This window comes from Acetobacter sp. DmW_125128 (assembly GCF_008704325.1).
Taxonomy (GTDB): Bacteria; Pseudomonadota; Alphaproteobacteria; order Acetobacterales; family Acetobacteraceae; genus Acetobacter; species Acetobacter oryzifermentans.
Genome location: NZ_VHOP01000049.1, coordinates 47008 through 61958, shown reverse-complemented (window position 1 = coordinate 61958; position 14951 = coordinate 47008). Strand labels below are relative to the sequence as shown.

14 protein-coding genes are annotated in these 14951 nt (G+C 53.7%); 9 read left to right on the top strand and 5 right to left on the bottom strand.

The annotated features are described in order from the left end of the window. Positions 1 to 2 precede the first annotated feature (2 nt). From pstA to phoU, 3 genes are read left to right on the top strand one after another with little or no spacing between them, the layout of a single operon-like run. Positions 3 to 878 (top strand): phosphate ABC transporter permease PstA, encoded by an 876-nt coding sequence (gene pstA, locus FKW19_RS13180; protein ID WP_006115062.1) that lies wholly within the window; start codon positions 3 to 5, stop codon positions 876 to 878. Continuing rightward, entirely contained in the window at positions 875 to 1705 is an 831-nt protein-coding gene (gene pstB, locus FKW19_RS13175) for a phosphate ABC transporter ATP-binding protein PstB (protein WP_089179738.1), read from the top strand. The genes pstA and pstB overlap by 4 nt, the downstream gene beginning before the upstream one ends. A 17-nt stretch (positions 1706 to 1722) precedes the next feature. Then, positions 1723 to 2439, top strand: coding sequence for a phosphate signaling complex protein PhoU (phoU, locus tag FKW19_RS13170; protein WP_006115060.1), 717 nt, complete (start codon positions 1723 to 1725; stop codon positions 2437 to 2439). A 27-nt stretch (positions 2440 to 2466) separates the two neighbouring features. On the opposite strand, the gene FKW19_RS13165 is transcribed toward phoU, so the two are convergent. Further along, positions 2467 to 3339 carry an SDR family oxidoreductase gene (locus tag FKW19_RS13165; RefSeq protein ID WP_089179737.1) on the bottom strand — a complete coding sequence of 291 codons (873 nt, stop codon included), beginning with the start codon at positions 3337 to 3339 and terminating at the stop codon, positions 2467 to 2469. Then, positions 3339 to 4670 (bottom strand): hypothetical protein, encoded by a 1332-nt coding sequence (locus FKW19_RS13160; RefSeq protein WP_063354698.1) that lies wholly within the window; start codon positions 4668 to 4670, stop codon positions 3339 to 3341. Before FKW19_RS13160 ends, FKW19_RS13165 begins: the two co-directional genes overlap by 1 nt. A gap of 206 nt (positions 4671 to 4876) precedes the next feature. Between FKW19_RS13160 and rplM the strand changes: the two genes are divergently transcribed. Beyond that, positions 4877 to 5353: a 50S ribosomal protein L13 gene (gene rplM, locus FKW19_RS13155; protein ID WP_006115057.1), complete on the top strand. Its 477-nt coding sequence runs from the start codon at positions 4877 to 4879 to the stop codon at positions 5351 to 5353. A 5-nt stretch (positions 5354 to 5358) separates the two neighbouring features. Then, positions 5359 to 5847: a 30S ribosomal protein S9 gene (gene rpsI, locus FKW19_RS13150; protein ID WP_003624653.1), complete on the top strand. Its 489-nt coding sequence runs from the start codon at positions 5359 to 5361 to the stop codon at positions 5845 to 5847. Positions 5848 to 5913: 66 nt separating this feature from the next. Here the strand turns inward: rpsI and FKW19_RS13145 are convergent, their stop codons facing one another. Then, positions 5914 to 7506 carry a S10 family peptidase gene (locus FKW19_RS13145; protein ID WP_089179736.1) on the bottom strand — a complete coding sequence of 531 codons (1593 nt, stop codon included), beginning with the start codon at positions 7504 to 7506 and terminating at the stop codon, positions 5914 to 5916. Positions 7507 to 7690: 184 nt separating this feature from the next. Here FKW19_RS13145 and FKW19_RS13140 point away from each other — a divergent pair, with 184 nt between their 5' ends. Further along, positions 7691 to 8338: a hypothetical protein gene (locus FKW19_RS13140; RefSeq protein ID WP_238331295.1), complete on the top strand. Its 648-nt coding sequence runs from the start codon at positions 7691 to 7693 to the stop codon at positions 8336 to 8338. 60 nt (positions 8339 to 8398) lie between these two features. Here FKW19_RS13140 and FKW19_RS13135 read toward each other — a convergent pair whose 3' ends face one another. After that, a complete protein-coding gene (locus FKW19_RS13135) occupies positions 8399 to 10153 on the bottom strand; it encodes a DEAD/DEAH box helicase (protein WP_006115408.1) in 1755 nt (584 codons plus the stop codon). Between the two features lie 121 nt (positions 10154 to 10274). Continuing rightward, on the bottom strand, positions 10275 to 12344 hold the full coding sequence (locus tag FKW19_RS13130) for a hypothetical protein (RefSeq protein ID WP_006115407.1): 2070 nt from the start codon (positions 12342 to 12344) through the stop codon (positions 10275 to 10277). A 45-nt stretch (positions 12345 to 12389) separates the two neighbouring features. Between FKW19_RS13130 and FKW19_RS13125 the strand changes: the two genes are divergently transcribed. The 3 genes from FKW19_RS13125 (at position 12390) to mtaB (ending at position 14950) form a co-directional block, all read left to right on the top strand. Next, positions 12390 to 12791 (top strand): VOC family protein, encoded by a 402-nt coding sequence (locus FKW19_RS13125; RefSeq protein ID WP_089179734.1) that lies wholly within the window; start codon positions 12390 to 12392, stop codon positions 12789 to 12791. A 105-nt stretch (positions 12792 to 12896) separates the two neighbouring features. Next, positions 12897 to 13709 (top strand): diaminopimelate epimerase, encoded by an 813-nt coding sequence (dapF, locus tag FKW19_RS13120; protein ID WP_089179733.1) that lies wholly within the window; start codon positions 12897 to 12899, stop codon positions 13707 to 13709. Continuing rightward, positions 13706 to 14950: a tRNA (N(6)-L-threonylcarbamoyladenosine(37)-C(2))-methylthiotransferase MtaB gene (gene mtaB, locus FKW19_RS13115; protein WP_089179732.1), complete on the top strand. Its 1245-nt coding sequence runs from the start codon at positions 13706 to 13708 to the stop codon at positions 14948 to 14950. The genes dapF and mtaB overlap by 4 nt, the downstream gene beginning before the upstream one ends. Position 14951 lies beyond the last annotated feature (1 nt).

Sequence of the window (14951 nt, the reverse complement as noted above, 5' to 3'; positions counted from 1 at the left end):
GAATGGCCACATCACGTTCCCTGCTTCGGTCTGATCGTTCTGCCTCGCTTCTGTTGCGCAGGAAAGTGACCGACAGAATGGCAACCGGCCTGAGCTGGTTGGCCATGCTGATTGTTGTGTGTGTTCTGGGGTCCATTTTATGGACACTGTTTAAAAACGGGTTAGCTGGGCTAAGCATTAACCTGTTTACACATTCCATGGCCGCACCGGGCCAGAATGGCGGCCTGGCCAATGCCATTATGGGCAGCATTTTGCAAACTGGATTGGCAATTCTGCTGGGCACGCCAGCAGGTCTGCTGACAGGTATTTATCTGGCAGAATACGGCACAAACAGTGTGCTGGCGCGCACGGTGCGCTTTGTTTCTGACATGCTGCTTTCTGCTCCATCCATTCTGATTGGCCTGTTCATCTATATGGTGCTGGTGGCGCCGCTAGGACATTTTTCTGGTTATGCAGGCTCTCTGGCCCTTGCCATTCTGGCCATGCCGATTGTGGTGCGCACAACCGAAGATATGCTTTATCTGGTGCCCGTTGCCATGCGTGAGGCCGGTATTGCGCTAGGGGCTCCAAAATGGCGGGTGATCCTGTTTATCTGCCTGCGTGCAGCACGTGGCGGCATTCTTACAGGTGTGCTGCTGGCTGTGGCGCGTGTGGCGGGTGAAACAGCACCGTTGCTGTTTACATCACTGGGGAATTCCGAGTGGTCTGTTGATATGAATCGGCCCATGGCCAGCCTGCCTGTGGCTATCTACCAGTATGCAGGTTCAGCTTATCAGGATTGGATGCAGCAGGCTTGGACAGGCGCGCTGCTGGTTACACTCGGTGTGTTGATTATTAATATTGTGGTGCGGGTCGGAACCCGTGGAGGACGGACATGAGCATAGAGGTCCAAACGGAAACCGTTGCCGCAGAGCAGACAGTGACTGTTGCCGAGACAGAAAAAGATGCCCGCCCGATTGCTTTGCAAGTGCGGGATCTGAATTTCTATTATGGTAAGTCACACGCGCTGCACGATATTTCTCTTAATTTTCCCGAACGCAGCGTAACGGGTATGATTGGCCCTTCAGGGTGCGGTAAATCTACTCTGCTGCGTGTGCTGAACCGGATGTATGATCTGTATCCGGGGCAAAAGGCCACGGGTGAGGTGATATTTGATGGCCAGAATATTCTGTCTGCCGGAGTGGACCTGAACGTACTGCGCTCACGTATTGGCATGGTGTTTCAGAAACCCACACCATTCCCCATGTCCATTTACGATAACATTGCTTTTGGCATTCGGCTGCATGAGCGTGTTTCTCGTTCAGAAATGGATGGGCGGGTAGAAGATGCTCTGCGACGCGTGGCTTTGTGGTCTGAGGTTCAGGACAGGCTCAGCAGTTCTGCTACGGCTATGTCTGGTGGCCAGCAGCAGCGTTTGTGCATTGCCCGCACGATTGCCGTAAGGCCTGAAGTTATTCTGCTGGATGAACCCACAAGTGCGTTGGATCCAGTTTCCACCGCTCGTATTGAAGAGTTACTGGATGAACTGAAAACGGAGTTCACCATTGCTATTGTAACGCACAACATGCAGCAGGCTGCGCGATGTGCGGATCAGGTAGCATTTTTCTATATGGGCAAGCTGATTGAAGTGGACAGCACAGCGCGCATGTTCACAACCCCGCGTGAACAGCAGACGCAGGATTATATTACCGGCCGCTTTGGGTAAGCAGAAAGGAACACGTTATGGGAAACGAACCCGCACATACCGTTACCCGATACGATCAGGAGCTTGATCGACTGCGTGGAATTGTTGCCCGCATGGGTGGCTTGGTGGAACGCCAAACCGCGCAGGCTATTGCCGCAGTAGTGGATCAGGACGAAGAAGCCGCTATTGAACCACCCGAACTGGATACAGAGGTGGATGCGCTGGAGCGTGAGGCAGAAATGCTGGCGATCCGCATTCTGGCCCTGCGCGCACCAATGGCGGTGGATTTGCGCATGATTGTTGCTGTTCTGAAAATGAGCGGTGATTTGGAGCGTATTGGTGATTACGCTTCCAGTATTGCCCGCCGCGCCATGAAGGTGGAGCCGCTGGACGGTGCGTTTTCCTTCAGCCCGTTACGGGCAATGGCGCGTCTTGTTCAGGAAAATCTGCACAAGGCCATTGAGGCCATGGTGGAAAATGACAGCACCCGCGCCATGGAAGTGTGGAATGCAGATACCGCTGTGGATGAGCTGTATACAGCCATGTTCCGTGAACTGGTCACGTATATGATGGAAGATCCGCGTAAGATCGGCCCATGTATCCATCTTTTGTTTGTTGCGAAAAACCTGGAACGTATTGGTGACCACGCCACCAATATTGCAGAGCGGGTGTACTACGCTGTAACCGGCAATATGCTGCCAGCAGTGCGCCCACGCGGTGGCGCTGCCAGAAAAGACACTCATAAAGAGTCTTGATTGTATAAGATCAAAGGTTGGCGCGTATCAGCCTTTAAAGGTACGCGCTAATCCTTCCTGCAGATCTATGGGCTGCACGCCTAAAAAATGCTGCATTGGTGAAATATCGAAATTCTTGTCTTCAAGCAGGCGACGAATTTCATCTGGCCCGATTTCAGGTAACCCCGGAATCCGAGAGGTTACATGGGTGCACGCCATCAGCAATTTGGCAGGTAATGAAATAAATGGGCGCGGGCGCAATCCGCTGGCCTGTTCCACCAAAGTGACAAACTGTTTGTAGGTTACGGCGTTTTTTCCAGCAATAACAAGGCTGCGTGGGCCGTGCCATGTTTGTGCAAGTGCGGCCAGAATACTGGCGGTTACATCTCCCTGCCAGATAGGCTGCACCAAAGCTGTTCCGCCATTTGGTAAAGGGATAACTGGCAAAAAGCGTAGGAGTGCAGCTAGGCGCTGCACATTATTTTCACCCTGAGCGCCATAAATCATGGTGGGGTGCAAAATAATGCTGTCTCGCCCCGAAGCCATAAGGGCTTTTTCACCTAACAGAACGCCATTGCCATGTGCATCGGGCCAATGTGTGAATTTACGTGTGCTGCCAAGGCATACCAGTTTGGCAGAAGCTGGCGCAGCGGCCAGCAAGGCAGGGATATTACGCGCGTGCGCTGTGCAGACAATACGCGTGGCATCTGCCAGCACGGGTTTTAAAAGCTCGGTAGGGGCTGTCAGATCGGCAATGCGAATATTTTCTAACCCATCAGCCCGGCTGGCGTTACGCACAACCGGGATGATGGGAATACCCTGTGCCAGCAAAGCCTGACACACAGCTCGCCCAGAACGGCCTGAGGCTCCAATAACATGAACCGGACCTAGCGCAGGCTGAAGTGTATGAAGAGGCAGCATTACGGCGTATGCAGGGAAAGGCCAACCTGCTGCGCAATTTGTGGTGCCACACCCACAGCCCCTAAAGATGCCAGAACTGTCATGAGTGGGAGCGGGCGTTGCGGCTGGATATAGATATCCAACGGGCCTTTTTCAGGGTGTAGGGCATAGGTAAGTGCTTGGGTCAGAATTGGGTTATTGCCCTGCTTGGTCTGTTCCTGCCATGTGGCCAGCATATCGTGCAGGTTCATGTTGCGCGCCTTGGCTGCCTGATCCAATATTTTAGGCACAAGCCCATGATCCATATAGTTCATATGCATGTGTAAAACCTGCATATCTGCGTTTGCAGCCACAACAGCGTGGGAACCTGCCTGCGCAAAATCTCCATCCAAATGCAGACGGCCCATTTGAGCAGCATCTATACTCAGTTCTTCAATATGCAGTTTGTCTGTTTTTAGATCATGTGTATCGTTCAAAACCAGAGAGGCGTGTAGGCGATCATAACCCAGGGTGGGTAACCATGCGAGATTAGGCATGCTCGGCCAGAGTTCTGCATCCTGCACGCTGGAAACTTCCTGCTCAGCAGATTCGGATTTGCTGGAATGAGACAGAATCTTCACAGCGCGCAAAAGTGGGCTGTCGCCATCAATGGCAAGATGATCAATCTGGATATCGCGGGTGCCGTTGCGGGCAGTATAAGCCGCGCCGGTTGTAAGGCTATTGTACAACCCAGCCAGATCTAGGCCATCAATGCCAACATGGTCAGCAGAAACATGGCGGGCAGGGGGAACATCCGCAGAAAATTGCAGCTTTGTGGCCTCAAGATGCGAGGCCATGCTTTCTCCAAAATCATCTACTGTAACAGTATCAGCAGAGATATCGGATTGCAGGCTATCAATAAACCCGTGCAGCTTTGTGGCTTCTGCATGTTGGATAGAAAGCGTATGGGCTGGCGTGTGCACGTCTTCCTTTACCGGAAGCGTAACGCCTTCCATGGCCAATTTTGCCAGATGCAAGCTGCCTGCCGTATCTGCCATCTGAAAGTTGCGGAAGGAAAGATGCTCGATAAGCGGAGACTCGGAGCCCTTGGTAACGGGTTTAGAAACCTCTGCTTCATCTGCCGTTATGGTTTCTGGCCCTTGGCGGAATACAAGGCTGGTAAATTTTACACTGCGCCCCAGCACACCGGGAGTGGCTTTTTTGTAGGTAAAAGAAGCATCAGGCCCCAAGGTTTGCCTAAAACGCTCTATGCTTTTGTCCAGCATAAGGTGTTCGGCATGGCGTGCACCAAGCCAACCAATGCCGCCTAGAATGGCAATGCCGGAAATCATGACCAGAACGTTCTTCTTCACCCGTTGGAAATCCTACTGTTTCGGGACACAAAACCAGCTTTAGTGCATGGCGGATGGGGCTGCAAGCGCTAGCACGGTAACATGTTACCTATAGAAAACCCCCTGAAAATACAGACATCAACGCAAACAATGCTTGACGTTTTGTTTTAGGCACCGCATAAGGCGCCATCTTGGATACACAACTGTTCTAGTATGGAATCAGTGTCATGAAGACCACCCTCTCGCTGAAGCCCGCGGAGGTGACGAAGAACTGGATCCTGATCGATGCCGAAGGTCTCGCTCTAGGTCGTCTCGCCGTCATCATTGCCCAGCGCCTGCGCGGCAAGCATAAGCCTCAGTTTACTCCGCATGTTGATTGCGGTGACCACGTTGTTGTCATCAACGCGGAAAAAGTTGCCCTGACAGGCCGTAAGGCTGATCAGAAGCTCTTCCACTATCACACCGGTTACCCCGGCGGCATCAAGGAACGCACTGTAAAGCAGCGCCTTGAAGGCAAAAATCCGGGTCAGCTGGTTGAAAAAGCTGTGGAGCGCATGATCACGCGCGGCCCGCTGCAGCGTCAGCAGATGCGCAGCCTGCATGTTTATGCTGGTGCAGAACACCCGCATGCTGGCCAGAACCCCCAGCAGCTTGATGTTGCGGCCATGAACCGCAAGAACGTTGTTAACGTGCAGAAGGGCTGAGCAGAATGTCTGAAACTCAGGAACGTACAGGCACGCTGGCCGATCTGAAGACCGTGGTTCCAGAAATTGCTTCTGATGCCCCGGTTTATGAAGCCAAGCGTGATGCGCAGGGCCGCTCCTATGCAACAGGCCGTCGTAAGGACGCAGTTGCTCGCGTGTGGATCAAGCCTGGCAAGGGTGAAATCACCGTTAACGGTCGCCCGGTTGGCACTTACTTTGCGCGCCCCGTGCTGCGCATGCTGCTGACCCAGCCTTTCCTTGTGTCTGACCGTTACAATCAGTTCGATGTGGTTTGCACCGTAACGGGTGGTGGTCTGTCTGGTCAGGCAGGTGCTGTTCGTCATGGTATCAGCCGTGCGCTGACACATTACGAACCAGAACTGCGCAGCATCCTTAAGGCAGCTGGCTTCCTTACGCGTGACTCTCGTAAGGTGGAACGTAAGAAATACGGTCGCGCCAAGGCTCGTCGTTCCTTCCAGTTCAGCAAGCGCTGATCTGTCAGGAAAAACGGTTTACCGTTTGGCCGAAACGGGTGGGGAAGCAATTCCCCACCCGTTTTTTTATGGTGTCATGAAAGTTTTGGCATCCTGCGCAAGTGCTGCGCGGCTGTCTGCCCGGATGTAAATCATATGGCCGCCGGGGTATGTGTGCAGGGCAATGCGGTTTCTGCCTACTGGAATATGCTCAGCCACCCAGCGGGATGAGGCAAAAGGGCAGACCAGATCATAATACCCGTTGGCAATAAAAACCCGCAGGGTTGGGTTAAGTGCCAGAAGGCGGCGGAGCGTCGGAATAGGGCGGACAATGGGGCTGCCACCATCCCGATAATCCCACTCCTCATTCACCTTCATGTTCAAAAGTGAATAGCTCAGTGATGTGCGGAAGTTCAGGCTGGTTGCGGCATATTGCTCAAATGCGCTGCCATAGGCCCGGGTAAAGCCATCCAGAATGGGGTCAGGGCTTGCACCATTTTCCACACCTTCGGGGAACGGGTCGGCAATAGAAAACGTGCCGTCATACAGAGAATAAAGCCGCCCATTGCGGCTGCGCACATCATGGGCTTCTGGCTGCAGCATGCCGCGTTCTTTTGCCACCGTTTCAAGCGGTATGCCGGAATGCGTGGCAACGTCTTCGTAAAAATCCTGCGCAGCGTTTCCGGCAAGTGGTGCGTTGGCCAATGTGCTCAGGTAAGGGCCAATAGCGTAATGGTATGCGCTATCCAAATGCCCCGCAGCGTTTTCTGGTGTCAGTTTATGTTGGAGCGCTAGCTGAGATGCTTCTAAGGAAGGCAGGACAAAACTGGTTGCCAGAATATCGTTGGACGTATCCAGCAATGTCATATCCAGTGCAGGTGAGATCATGATGATCCCATTCACCAGAATATTCTGATCCTGCGCCAAGGCATCTGCCACCTCAATGGCGCGTAGGCCACCATAGCTTTCACCTACAAGATAGCGCGGAGAAATCTGGCGGTTATTGCTTTGCGCCCAAAGCTGAATGGCCTTGGCAAATGCGTGGGCATCTTGTTTGACGCCATAAAATGTTTTGGCAGCTTTTTTAGCATCTGTGGGGATAGACCAGCCAGTGCCAGGGGCATCTATAAACACCAGATCCGCCGCAGCCAGCCAGCTTTCTGTGTTGGGGGTAAGCTGGGCGTTGGCACCATCTGCCGGGTTGCCATTGGGAAAAGAAAGAATAGAGGGGCCAGCGGCACCCAGATGTAGGTAAGCCGTACCTGCGCCGGGCCCTCCGTTAAAGAAATAGGCAACAGGCCGATGTGCCGGATCTACGCCATCCTGCGTGTAGGCAACGTAAAAAACACGTGCAGTAGGGGCACCATCATCATCCCGTAAAGTCAGGGTGCCGGTATGGGCTGTGTAGGAGATCTTTCGCTTATCAAAAATGCCAGTGTGATGTGTGATGGCATCTTGGGGCAGCAGGGCGGCTGCATTGTGGAATGTATCTGTTTGGATTTGCGCTGGAGCGGGCCCCGTTACCGAGGGGACGGCCTTGGCGGGCGGTGGTGATGGTTCAGTTGCGGCTATGGCTGTAGTGGAGAGGCTAAGGGCAACAGCCAAAGAGCCAGCAAGCTTTAGCTTGTTAAAATTTGGCCATTTTGCCGGGTGGAAAACAGGTTTCATCACGATACGCATGATCCTTGGTTCTGTCGAAAATACTTACCGCTATGCTGCGTCTGCAATCGTGTTCTCGCAAGGGCCGGGGTGGACTATTTTTTGCCAGAATTACATGTCTAAAAATTCATCAACGTTCCGCTTTATGTGGACAGGATTGAAGAAAGAATAGGTTATTATGCGATTTGTTCAGAAATTTGCGGTGATGAGTTTATCTGTAGCAGCTCTGGCAGGTACGGCATCTTTGGCACACGCTGATCCGTGTTTGTCTCTAACAGGTTGCTTACAGCAGGATGCAAAAGATCAATTGAATGCAACGCGTGACAGCGTGCGTAATGATGCAAATAATCTGACATCTGGTTTCAGAAATAGTGGTCAGGCTGCGCGGGATCAGGTGCGAAATAGTTGGAACAACAGCACCGAAGCAACACGTGAGAAGCTACAGGCTCAGCGCGACCGTGTAACCAACGCGGAAAAGAATGTACGTGACCGCTGGAACAACAGTGGTGAGGAAGCACGTGAGAAGCTACAGGCTCAGCGCGATCGTGTAACCAATGCGGAAAAGAATGTGCGTGATCGCTGGAACAACAGTGGCGAGGAAGCACGTGAGAAGCTACAGGCTCAGCGCGACCGTGTAACCAACGCGGAAAAGAATGTGCGTGACCGCTGGAACAACAGTGGTGAGGAAGCACGTGAGAAGCTGCAGGCTCAACGCGACCGTGTAACCAATGCAGAAAAAAATGTTACAGATCGTTGGACTAATGCGGGGGAAAATACGCGGAAGGCTTGGAAAGCTCAGAAAGACCGGGTTTCTTCCGACCTTCGGGATGCAACCACTCTACCGCCTTTGTAAGGCTGGCTTAAACGACATCAGGCCGCTACGTGCGGCCTGATGAGTTGATGCGTATAAAGTTTATTTCGGCTTACGCTTGCGGGAAGAATTGCTTTTGCTAGCGCCTTCCCGACGTGGTGCAAAGGAGCGGCCACCTTTTGGTTTCCGATCAGCATAGGCTGGGCGAGATCCGCCACCGCCACCTTTGCGGGGTGCTGCTGCGGGTTCAACTGTAATTTCGTCCGGGTCCGTAGCAGAGGCGCAAGATGCAAACTGCTCGGCTTTATCTGGAGAAATTTCAACCAGTGTATGATCCTGCGTGATACGGATAGACCCGATATCCTGCTTTTTAATGTTCCCCAACCGGCACAGCATAGGCACCAGCCATTTGGGGTCTGCCCGATCTTCACGACCAACAGAAAGACGGAACCATTTGCCATCCATGGCGGGTGCACGTTCTCTTTCGCGCACAGGACGGTTGGGATCACGCTCACGCGGGGCAGCACGGCGTGCATCTGGTGTGAGCACCCGCACGGAAACAGGGGCAGGCAGGCTTTTATGCCACAGGCCAACAAGGGCCGCCCCAAGTTGCTCTGGTGTGTGTTCGGCAGCTAGGCGACTGATCAGCGTTTGTGTTTCTGCATCTTCTGGTGCTGGGGCAGAAAGGAATGGCGCAGCCAAAAGGCGTTCGGCATCCGCAGTAGCAATAGCTGCTGGAGTAGGGGCACCGCTCCATTCTGCGGTTACCTTGGCGGCCTGAAGCAGACGCTCTGCCAATCTTCTGCGTGCTGGCGGTACCAGCAGTACACAAGTGCCTTTTTTGCCTGCGCGGCCTGTACGACCGGAGCGATGCAGCAAGGTTGCAGGGTTGGAAGGCAGGCTGGCATGGATAACCAGCCCCAAATCCGGAATATCAATACCGCGAGCGGCCACGTCTGTTGCCACGCATACACGGGCTTGGCCGTGGCGCAGGCTTTCTATGGCGCGGCTGCGTTCATTCTGTCCCAGATCGCCTGAAATGGCGACGGAGGAAAAACCGCGTTCCGTCAGAATCGCCTGCAACTGGCGTACAGCTTCACGCGTATGGCAGAAAACGATGGCAGCGGAGGATTCCATCAGCCGCAGCACGTTTACAACCGTGCCTGCCATATCGCCCTGTTCTGTCAGAACGGCGCGGTAGGTAATATCGGCATGGGGGGTGTTTGTCCCCACCGTGTCAATGCGCAGGGCATCCTGCTGATAGCGGCGTGCAAGGGCTGCAATATCGCGGGCAATGGTTGCGGAAAACAGCAGGGTACGCCGCTCTTTGGGCATGGCGTCCAGCAGGGTTTCCAGCTCATCACGGAAGCCCAGATCAAGCATTTCATCTGCTTCATCCAGCACCACGGCTTTCAGGTGTGAAAGATCAAGTGCGCCGCGGCGCAGATGGTCACACAGGCGGCCCGGCGTGCCCACAACAATGTGGCAGCCAGAGGCAAGGGCGCGGGCTTCCTTGCGGGGTTCCATGCCACCAACGCAAGAAACAATCCGTGCGCCGGTTTCGGCGTACAGCCATTCCAGCTCACTGCGTACTTGCAAAGCAAGTTCACGCGTGGGGGCAATAACCAGAGCAATAGGCGCGCCAGATGGCACACAGCGGCCTGCATCATTCAGCAGCAGGTCAGCCAGCGTGAGGCCGAAAGCAACAGTTTTGCCAGATCCGGTGCGGGCTGAAACCAGCAGGTCGCGATTTTTGGCATCATCGGCCAGAACGGCGGCCTGAACAGCGGTAGGAGCAGTAAAGCCGCGTGCAGCAAGAGCACGAGCGAGAGGGGCAGGAGCATTCTGAAAAGGCATACAATCCGGATCCGGGCAACGGGAATAGAAATGCGAGATAAAGGTTCCTGCCCGGAAAAGCTAGTAGTTTGACGGCAGAACCCTGTACTGCATGATTTTATAGCACAGGAATTATGCGCTTTTACTGGAAAGGAAGATAGCGGAAATCCATAAAAACCTGGCTCATACCAGCACTTGGCGCGCCACCTAGCCCTTCCCAAGCCTTGCGGCGGGAATAAGCAAGCTGCAAACCGGCTTCCACAGTGCCGTAATGGCCCTTGAAGAAACGATACCATGCGCCAACGGTGGCTTCCATGACGCTGCGGGTGTTGCCTGTGCAGCCAAGGGTTGAAAGCTCGGTGGCCATTTCAACATTACAGCCGCTGTTATCAAACGATGGGTTGCCATACCCATAGGCAGAGCCATTGGCATTAAAGTAACGACGTCCAGCCTGCTGATATCCAAAGTAACCATACACATCAATAAGTTGGTTAGGATGGGCAATGATACCAGCCGTGCCTTGTATGGATGGAATTGGTGAGGGCTCACCTTTAGAATTAAGCGTAGCATCCGGCAGCAGCACAGACCCGTAACGGCCAATACCCACCCCAGCCAAACCAGCAAGACGCACCTCTACCTTATGCGGCAGAACTGGAAGGACAACAGAGCCACCACCACCACCAGCAATGGCAGTATGGTTGCGCCCGCCCCCAAGTTCAGAAACACGTGTATGAGGAAAGTGCAGAATGCCTTCAACTTCGTAGTGGCCCCAGTGTGGATCCCATGCCAGTTTGCCAATAATGTCTGGAGCAATTTCGTTGGGGAAAAGGGCATTGTTGGTCAGGCCGGTGCCGTCATACCCTATGGTTGCAATACGCCCGTTTGGTAAGCGCACTTGCCCATCCGTTACACTGGAAAAGCTGTCGACATTATACAGCGTGGCCGAGTTTTCGATGGAAAGACCGGCCCACAGTCTGTGCTGGAAAAAGTCTTTTACAAACCGGAACTGTAGCTGCCGCGCCCATGTCTGGCCTGCCAGCATGGAGGATTCGATGGTGAGTGGTAGATTTTCCTGACGCGGAATAATACCCACGCGGCCTGGTGTGAGCATGCTCCATGCTTGCCCAGCCAGAAAGTGGAAGTTCAGAGCACTGTTATCGTAGGCCATATAAAGCTGGCGCATACGGAAAGTGTAACTGTTACTTTCGTACGGATCTGTTGTGGAGGCGCCAGCCCCGAAGTCCATTTCGTAAAAGCCGGAAATGGTGGAGTTTTTATCTATGTTGCCGCGAGCCATAAGAGAAATGCGGCTGTAACGTGCGCTACCCTCAAAGTTGTCTGTATGGTAACGGGCATCCCCTTTGTAAGGCATGTCCGCCCAATAGTTGAAGGTGCCGGTGGAGGTATGGCGGTTTGATTCCACCGCTGCGGCATCCAGAAAGCCACCCAAAATCAGGGTAAGCGGCCCAAGGTGGAACACCCCGTGGTCACCCAGCGCGCCAGCAGCCTGTGCGCCAGCAGTTTCACGCTGATGCGCGCCAACCTGGTTGTCTGCAATGCGGGCAATCATATCTTCTGCGCGATGCCCGACAACAGATTCCACTTCCGGGGTATCATTTTTGCCAGAAAACACAGGTTGTGCATCTGGGCCCATAGCATGGCGCAAGGAACCGCCAGAACGCGTTGAGGCTGGCGCACTAATACCCGGATCAGTGGAAGCTGTGCTGGCAATTGTGCCATCCTGCATGGCAACGGTAACACCAGAGCCTGAACCTGAGTTGGCAACTGCGTGGTGGCTGCCAGAAACAGCCCTGCCCGTAGAGGAGTTGCCATTGCTGGCGTGTGCTGTGCCGCGCCGCTGGGCAATCTGCTTTTGCACGCTTACCAACGCTTTTTGCAATTCGTGCTGTTCGGCTTGAATGCGCGAAATTTGCTGTTCCAACGCATCAAGGGAGGCCGCATCATCTGCCGCGGCATAAGCCGGAAAAGCGTAATTCATGGCCATTCCGCCAGAAGCCAGCACAGTGCCCATGCATAGGCCTGTTTTAATATGATGTGCCATGCGGCAGGAAAACTGGCGGAAGATGCGCATTCGCTTTTCAAATATTGTTGAAGTGGTTCTTATATGAATGTGAACCATTTTCCTTGGCTTGCCGTAAAGAGCTCTCTCCTTAAAAAATAATTTCAGGGAAAAAAGATGTGCGTTAAGCACAGGCTTCGGTTTTTATTATGCTCTGTTTGGTAAAGGAATATTTTTATGGCCAAGATGATCCACAGCATGTTGCGGGTGTTGGATGAGGCACGATCCACACATTTTTATGCAGATACGTTAGGCATCAAACCTGTGGGTCGGTTTGAATTTGAGAGTTTTACATTGGTATATCTGGCAAATGATGAGCAGACATTTGAGCTTGAACTTACAATTAACCACGGGCGGGCTGAGCCTTATAATTTAGGTGAGGGTTACGGCCATCTTGCCGTGTCTGTTGCAGATGTGCAGCGTGAACATGCGCGTATGGAAGCTGCCGGGCACCCGGTTACGCCGGTTAAAACGCTGGAAAACAAAGGCCATGTGGTTGGGCAGTTCTTTTTTCTGACAGACCCGGATGGTTATAAAATTGAAGTATTGCAGCGCGGTGCTCCGGGGCGCTTTGTGTAAGCACGTTACAATTATGCCAGCAGGGCGCGGAAAAGACTGATTTCCGGGCCTGTTGGCTGCTTTCTCTCATGGCATCGGCGCTTAAAGTGGCGTATAAGCCACAGCATGCTGACATCTTTCCGTAAAATGCATGGTCTGGGGAATGATTTCGTCATTCTGGACGAGCGTGGTGGGCATTTGCCCCTTACGCCAGCCCGTATTGCTGCCTTGGCGCATAGGCGCCGTGGCATTGGGTGTGACCAGTTGGTAACGTTGCGTCCGGCCTGTGCGGAAGGGGCAGACGTTTTTGTGCGCTTTTTTAATCCCGATGGATCAGAGGCAGGCGCGTGCGGAAATGCATCACGCTGTGTGGCTGATCTGATCTGGCGTGAAACGGGCAACAGAACGCCTGTGCTGCAAACGCGTGCTGGGCGTTTGCCTGCACGGATAGAAGAAAACGGGCTGATTACGGTAGATATGGGTGAACCTCGCCTGAATTGGCAGGATGTGCCTTTGGTTGCGGAAATGGATACGCTGCATCTGCCATTGGAGGGTGATCCCGCGGCTGCATCTATGGGGAACCCGCACGCAACGTTTTTTGTGGAAGATTTTGCGCGTCTCTCCCAAGGGCAGGCGCTGGAGCATGATCCGCTTTTTCCTGAACGGGCCAATATTGGGTTTGCGCGTATTGATGGATCTGCACGTATGCGGCTTAAGGTGCATGAACGTGGAGCCGGTGTGACGGAGGCCTGTGGTTCTGGCGCATGTGCCGCGGTGGTGAATGCGGCGCGGCGCGGTTTGGTAGAGCGTGTGTGTGAAGTCGAGCTGGATGGTGGTATTTTGCAGATTGAATGGGCACCAAACAATCATGTGCTCATGACAGGCTCTGCAACAACAGCTTTTGAAGGGACGGTTGATCTGGCCGTGTACCCGGAATGAGCAAGCCGGAAATTCTCACATTTGGCTGCCGTTTGAACACATGGGAAAGTGAAGTGATGCGTAATCACGCATCTTCACTGGATAATGTAATTATCGTGAACACCTGTGCCGTTACGGGAGAAGCAGAGCGGCAGGCGCGGCAGGCTATTCGTCGGGCGCATCGTGAAAACCCGGATGCCCGTATTGTGGTTACCGGGTGTGCTGCCCAGATTAACCCCGAAAGCTGGAGTGATCTGCCCGGCGTAGCCCGTGTGTTGGGGAATGAGGAAAAGCTAAAGGCCGAAAGTTGGTCTGCAGCTGCTTTGTCTCAGCCGCTTGCTGTATCCGATATCATGGCAGCCAAGGAAACTGCTGCGCATCTGGTTACTGAGTTTGCAGGCCGTACACGGGCCTTTGTGCAGGTTCAGCAAGGGTGCAATCATCGGTGCACGTTTTGCATCATTCCGTTTGGACGCGGGCCTTCCCGGTCTGTACCAGTTGGTGCAGTGGTGGAGCAGGTGCGTGCTTTGGTGCAGTCTGGGTATCGGGAAGTCGTGCTCACCGGGGTAGATATGACATCCTGGGGGGAAGATCTGCCCGGCAAACCGGTGCTTGGTCAGCTTTGCCGCCGCGTGTTGCGTTTGGTGCCAGAGTTGGAGCGGATGCGTCTGTCTTCGGTTGATCCGGTAGAAATTGACGAGGATATCTGGCTTCTTCTGGCAGAAGAGCCGCGTTTTATGCCGTATCTGCACCTTTCTTTGCAAGCTGGGTCAGACCTTATTCTCAAACGTATGAAGAGGCGGCATTTGGTGGCTGATGCGGCGCGGGTGGTGGAACGTGCAAGAAGCTTGCGGCCAGATATTGGAATTGGTGCTGATATTATTGCGGGCTTTCCAACAGAAGACGAATCGCTGTTTGAAGAAACATGCAATTTTCTTGCCCAGCAGGCGCTGCCGTATCTGCATGTCTTTCCGTATAGTGAACGCCCAGGAACGCCTGCTGCACGTATGCGTGCAGTGCCTGTGCCCGAGCGCAAGGCACGTGCTGCGCAGTTGCGGGAGGTGGGGGCGGTTTCTGCCGCCCGGTATTATGAAAGTCTTATAGGTCAGCCGCTACGTGTGCTGATGGAAACCCCCACAACCGGCCATAGTGAACAGTTTGCGCCGGTGCGGCTTGCGCAGGGTGAAGCCGAAGTGGGGGAAATTATAACCCTTCAGCCCACAATGGCCGATAAGGCCGGGCTGGTGGTGGAAAGGATCTGAG

Bases quoted from the DNA above. Each gene is read 5' to 3' on its own strand.
- pstA (WP_006115062.1), top strand. From the start codon at position 3: ATGGCCACATCACGTTCCCTGCTTCGGTCTGATCGTTCTGCCTCGCTT.
- pstB (WP_089179738.1), top strand. From the start codon at position 875: ATGAGCATAGAGGTCCAAACGGAAACCGTTGCCGCAGAGCAGACAGTG.
- phoU (WP_006115060.1), top strand. From the start codon at position 1,723: ATGGGAAACGAACCCGCACATACCGTTACCCGATACGATCAGGAGCTT.
- FKW19_RS13165 (WP_089179737.1), bottom strand. From the start codon at position 3,339: ATGCTGCCTCTTCATACACTTCAGCCTGCGCTAGGTCCGGTTCATGTT.
- rplM (WP_006115057.1), top strand. From the start codon at position 4,877: ATGAAGACCACCCTCTCGCTGAAGCCCGCGGAGGTGACGAAGAACTGG.
- rpsI (WP_003624653.1), top strand. From the start codon at position 5,359: ATGTCTGAAACTCAGGAACGTACAGGCACGCTGGCCGATCTGAAGACC.
- FKW19_RS13145 (WP_089179736.1), bottom strand. From the start codon at position 7,506: ATGCGTATCGTGATGAAACCTGTTTTCCACCCGGCAAAATGGCCAAAT.
- FKW19_RS13140 (WP_238331295.1), top strand. From the start codon at position 7,691: ATGAGTTTATCTGTAGCAGCTCTGGCAGGTACGGCATCTTTGGCACAC.
- FKW19_RS13135 (WP_006115408.1), bottom strand. From the start codon at position 10,153: ATGCCTTTTCAGAATGCTCCTGCCCCTCTCGCTCGTGCTCTTGCTGCA.
- FKW19_RS13125 (WP_089179734.1), top strand. From the start codon at position 12,390: ATGGCCAAGATGATCCACAGCATGTTGCGGGTGTTGGATGAGGCACGA.
- dapF (WP_089179733.1), top strand. From the start codon at position 12,897: ATGCTGACATCTTTCCGTAAAATGCATGGTCTGGGGAATGATTTCGTC.
- mtaB (WP_089179732.1), top strand. From the start codon at position 13,706: ATGAGCAAGCCGGAAATTCTCACATTTGGCTGCCGTTTGAACACATGG.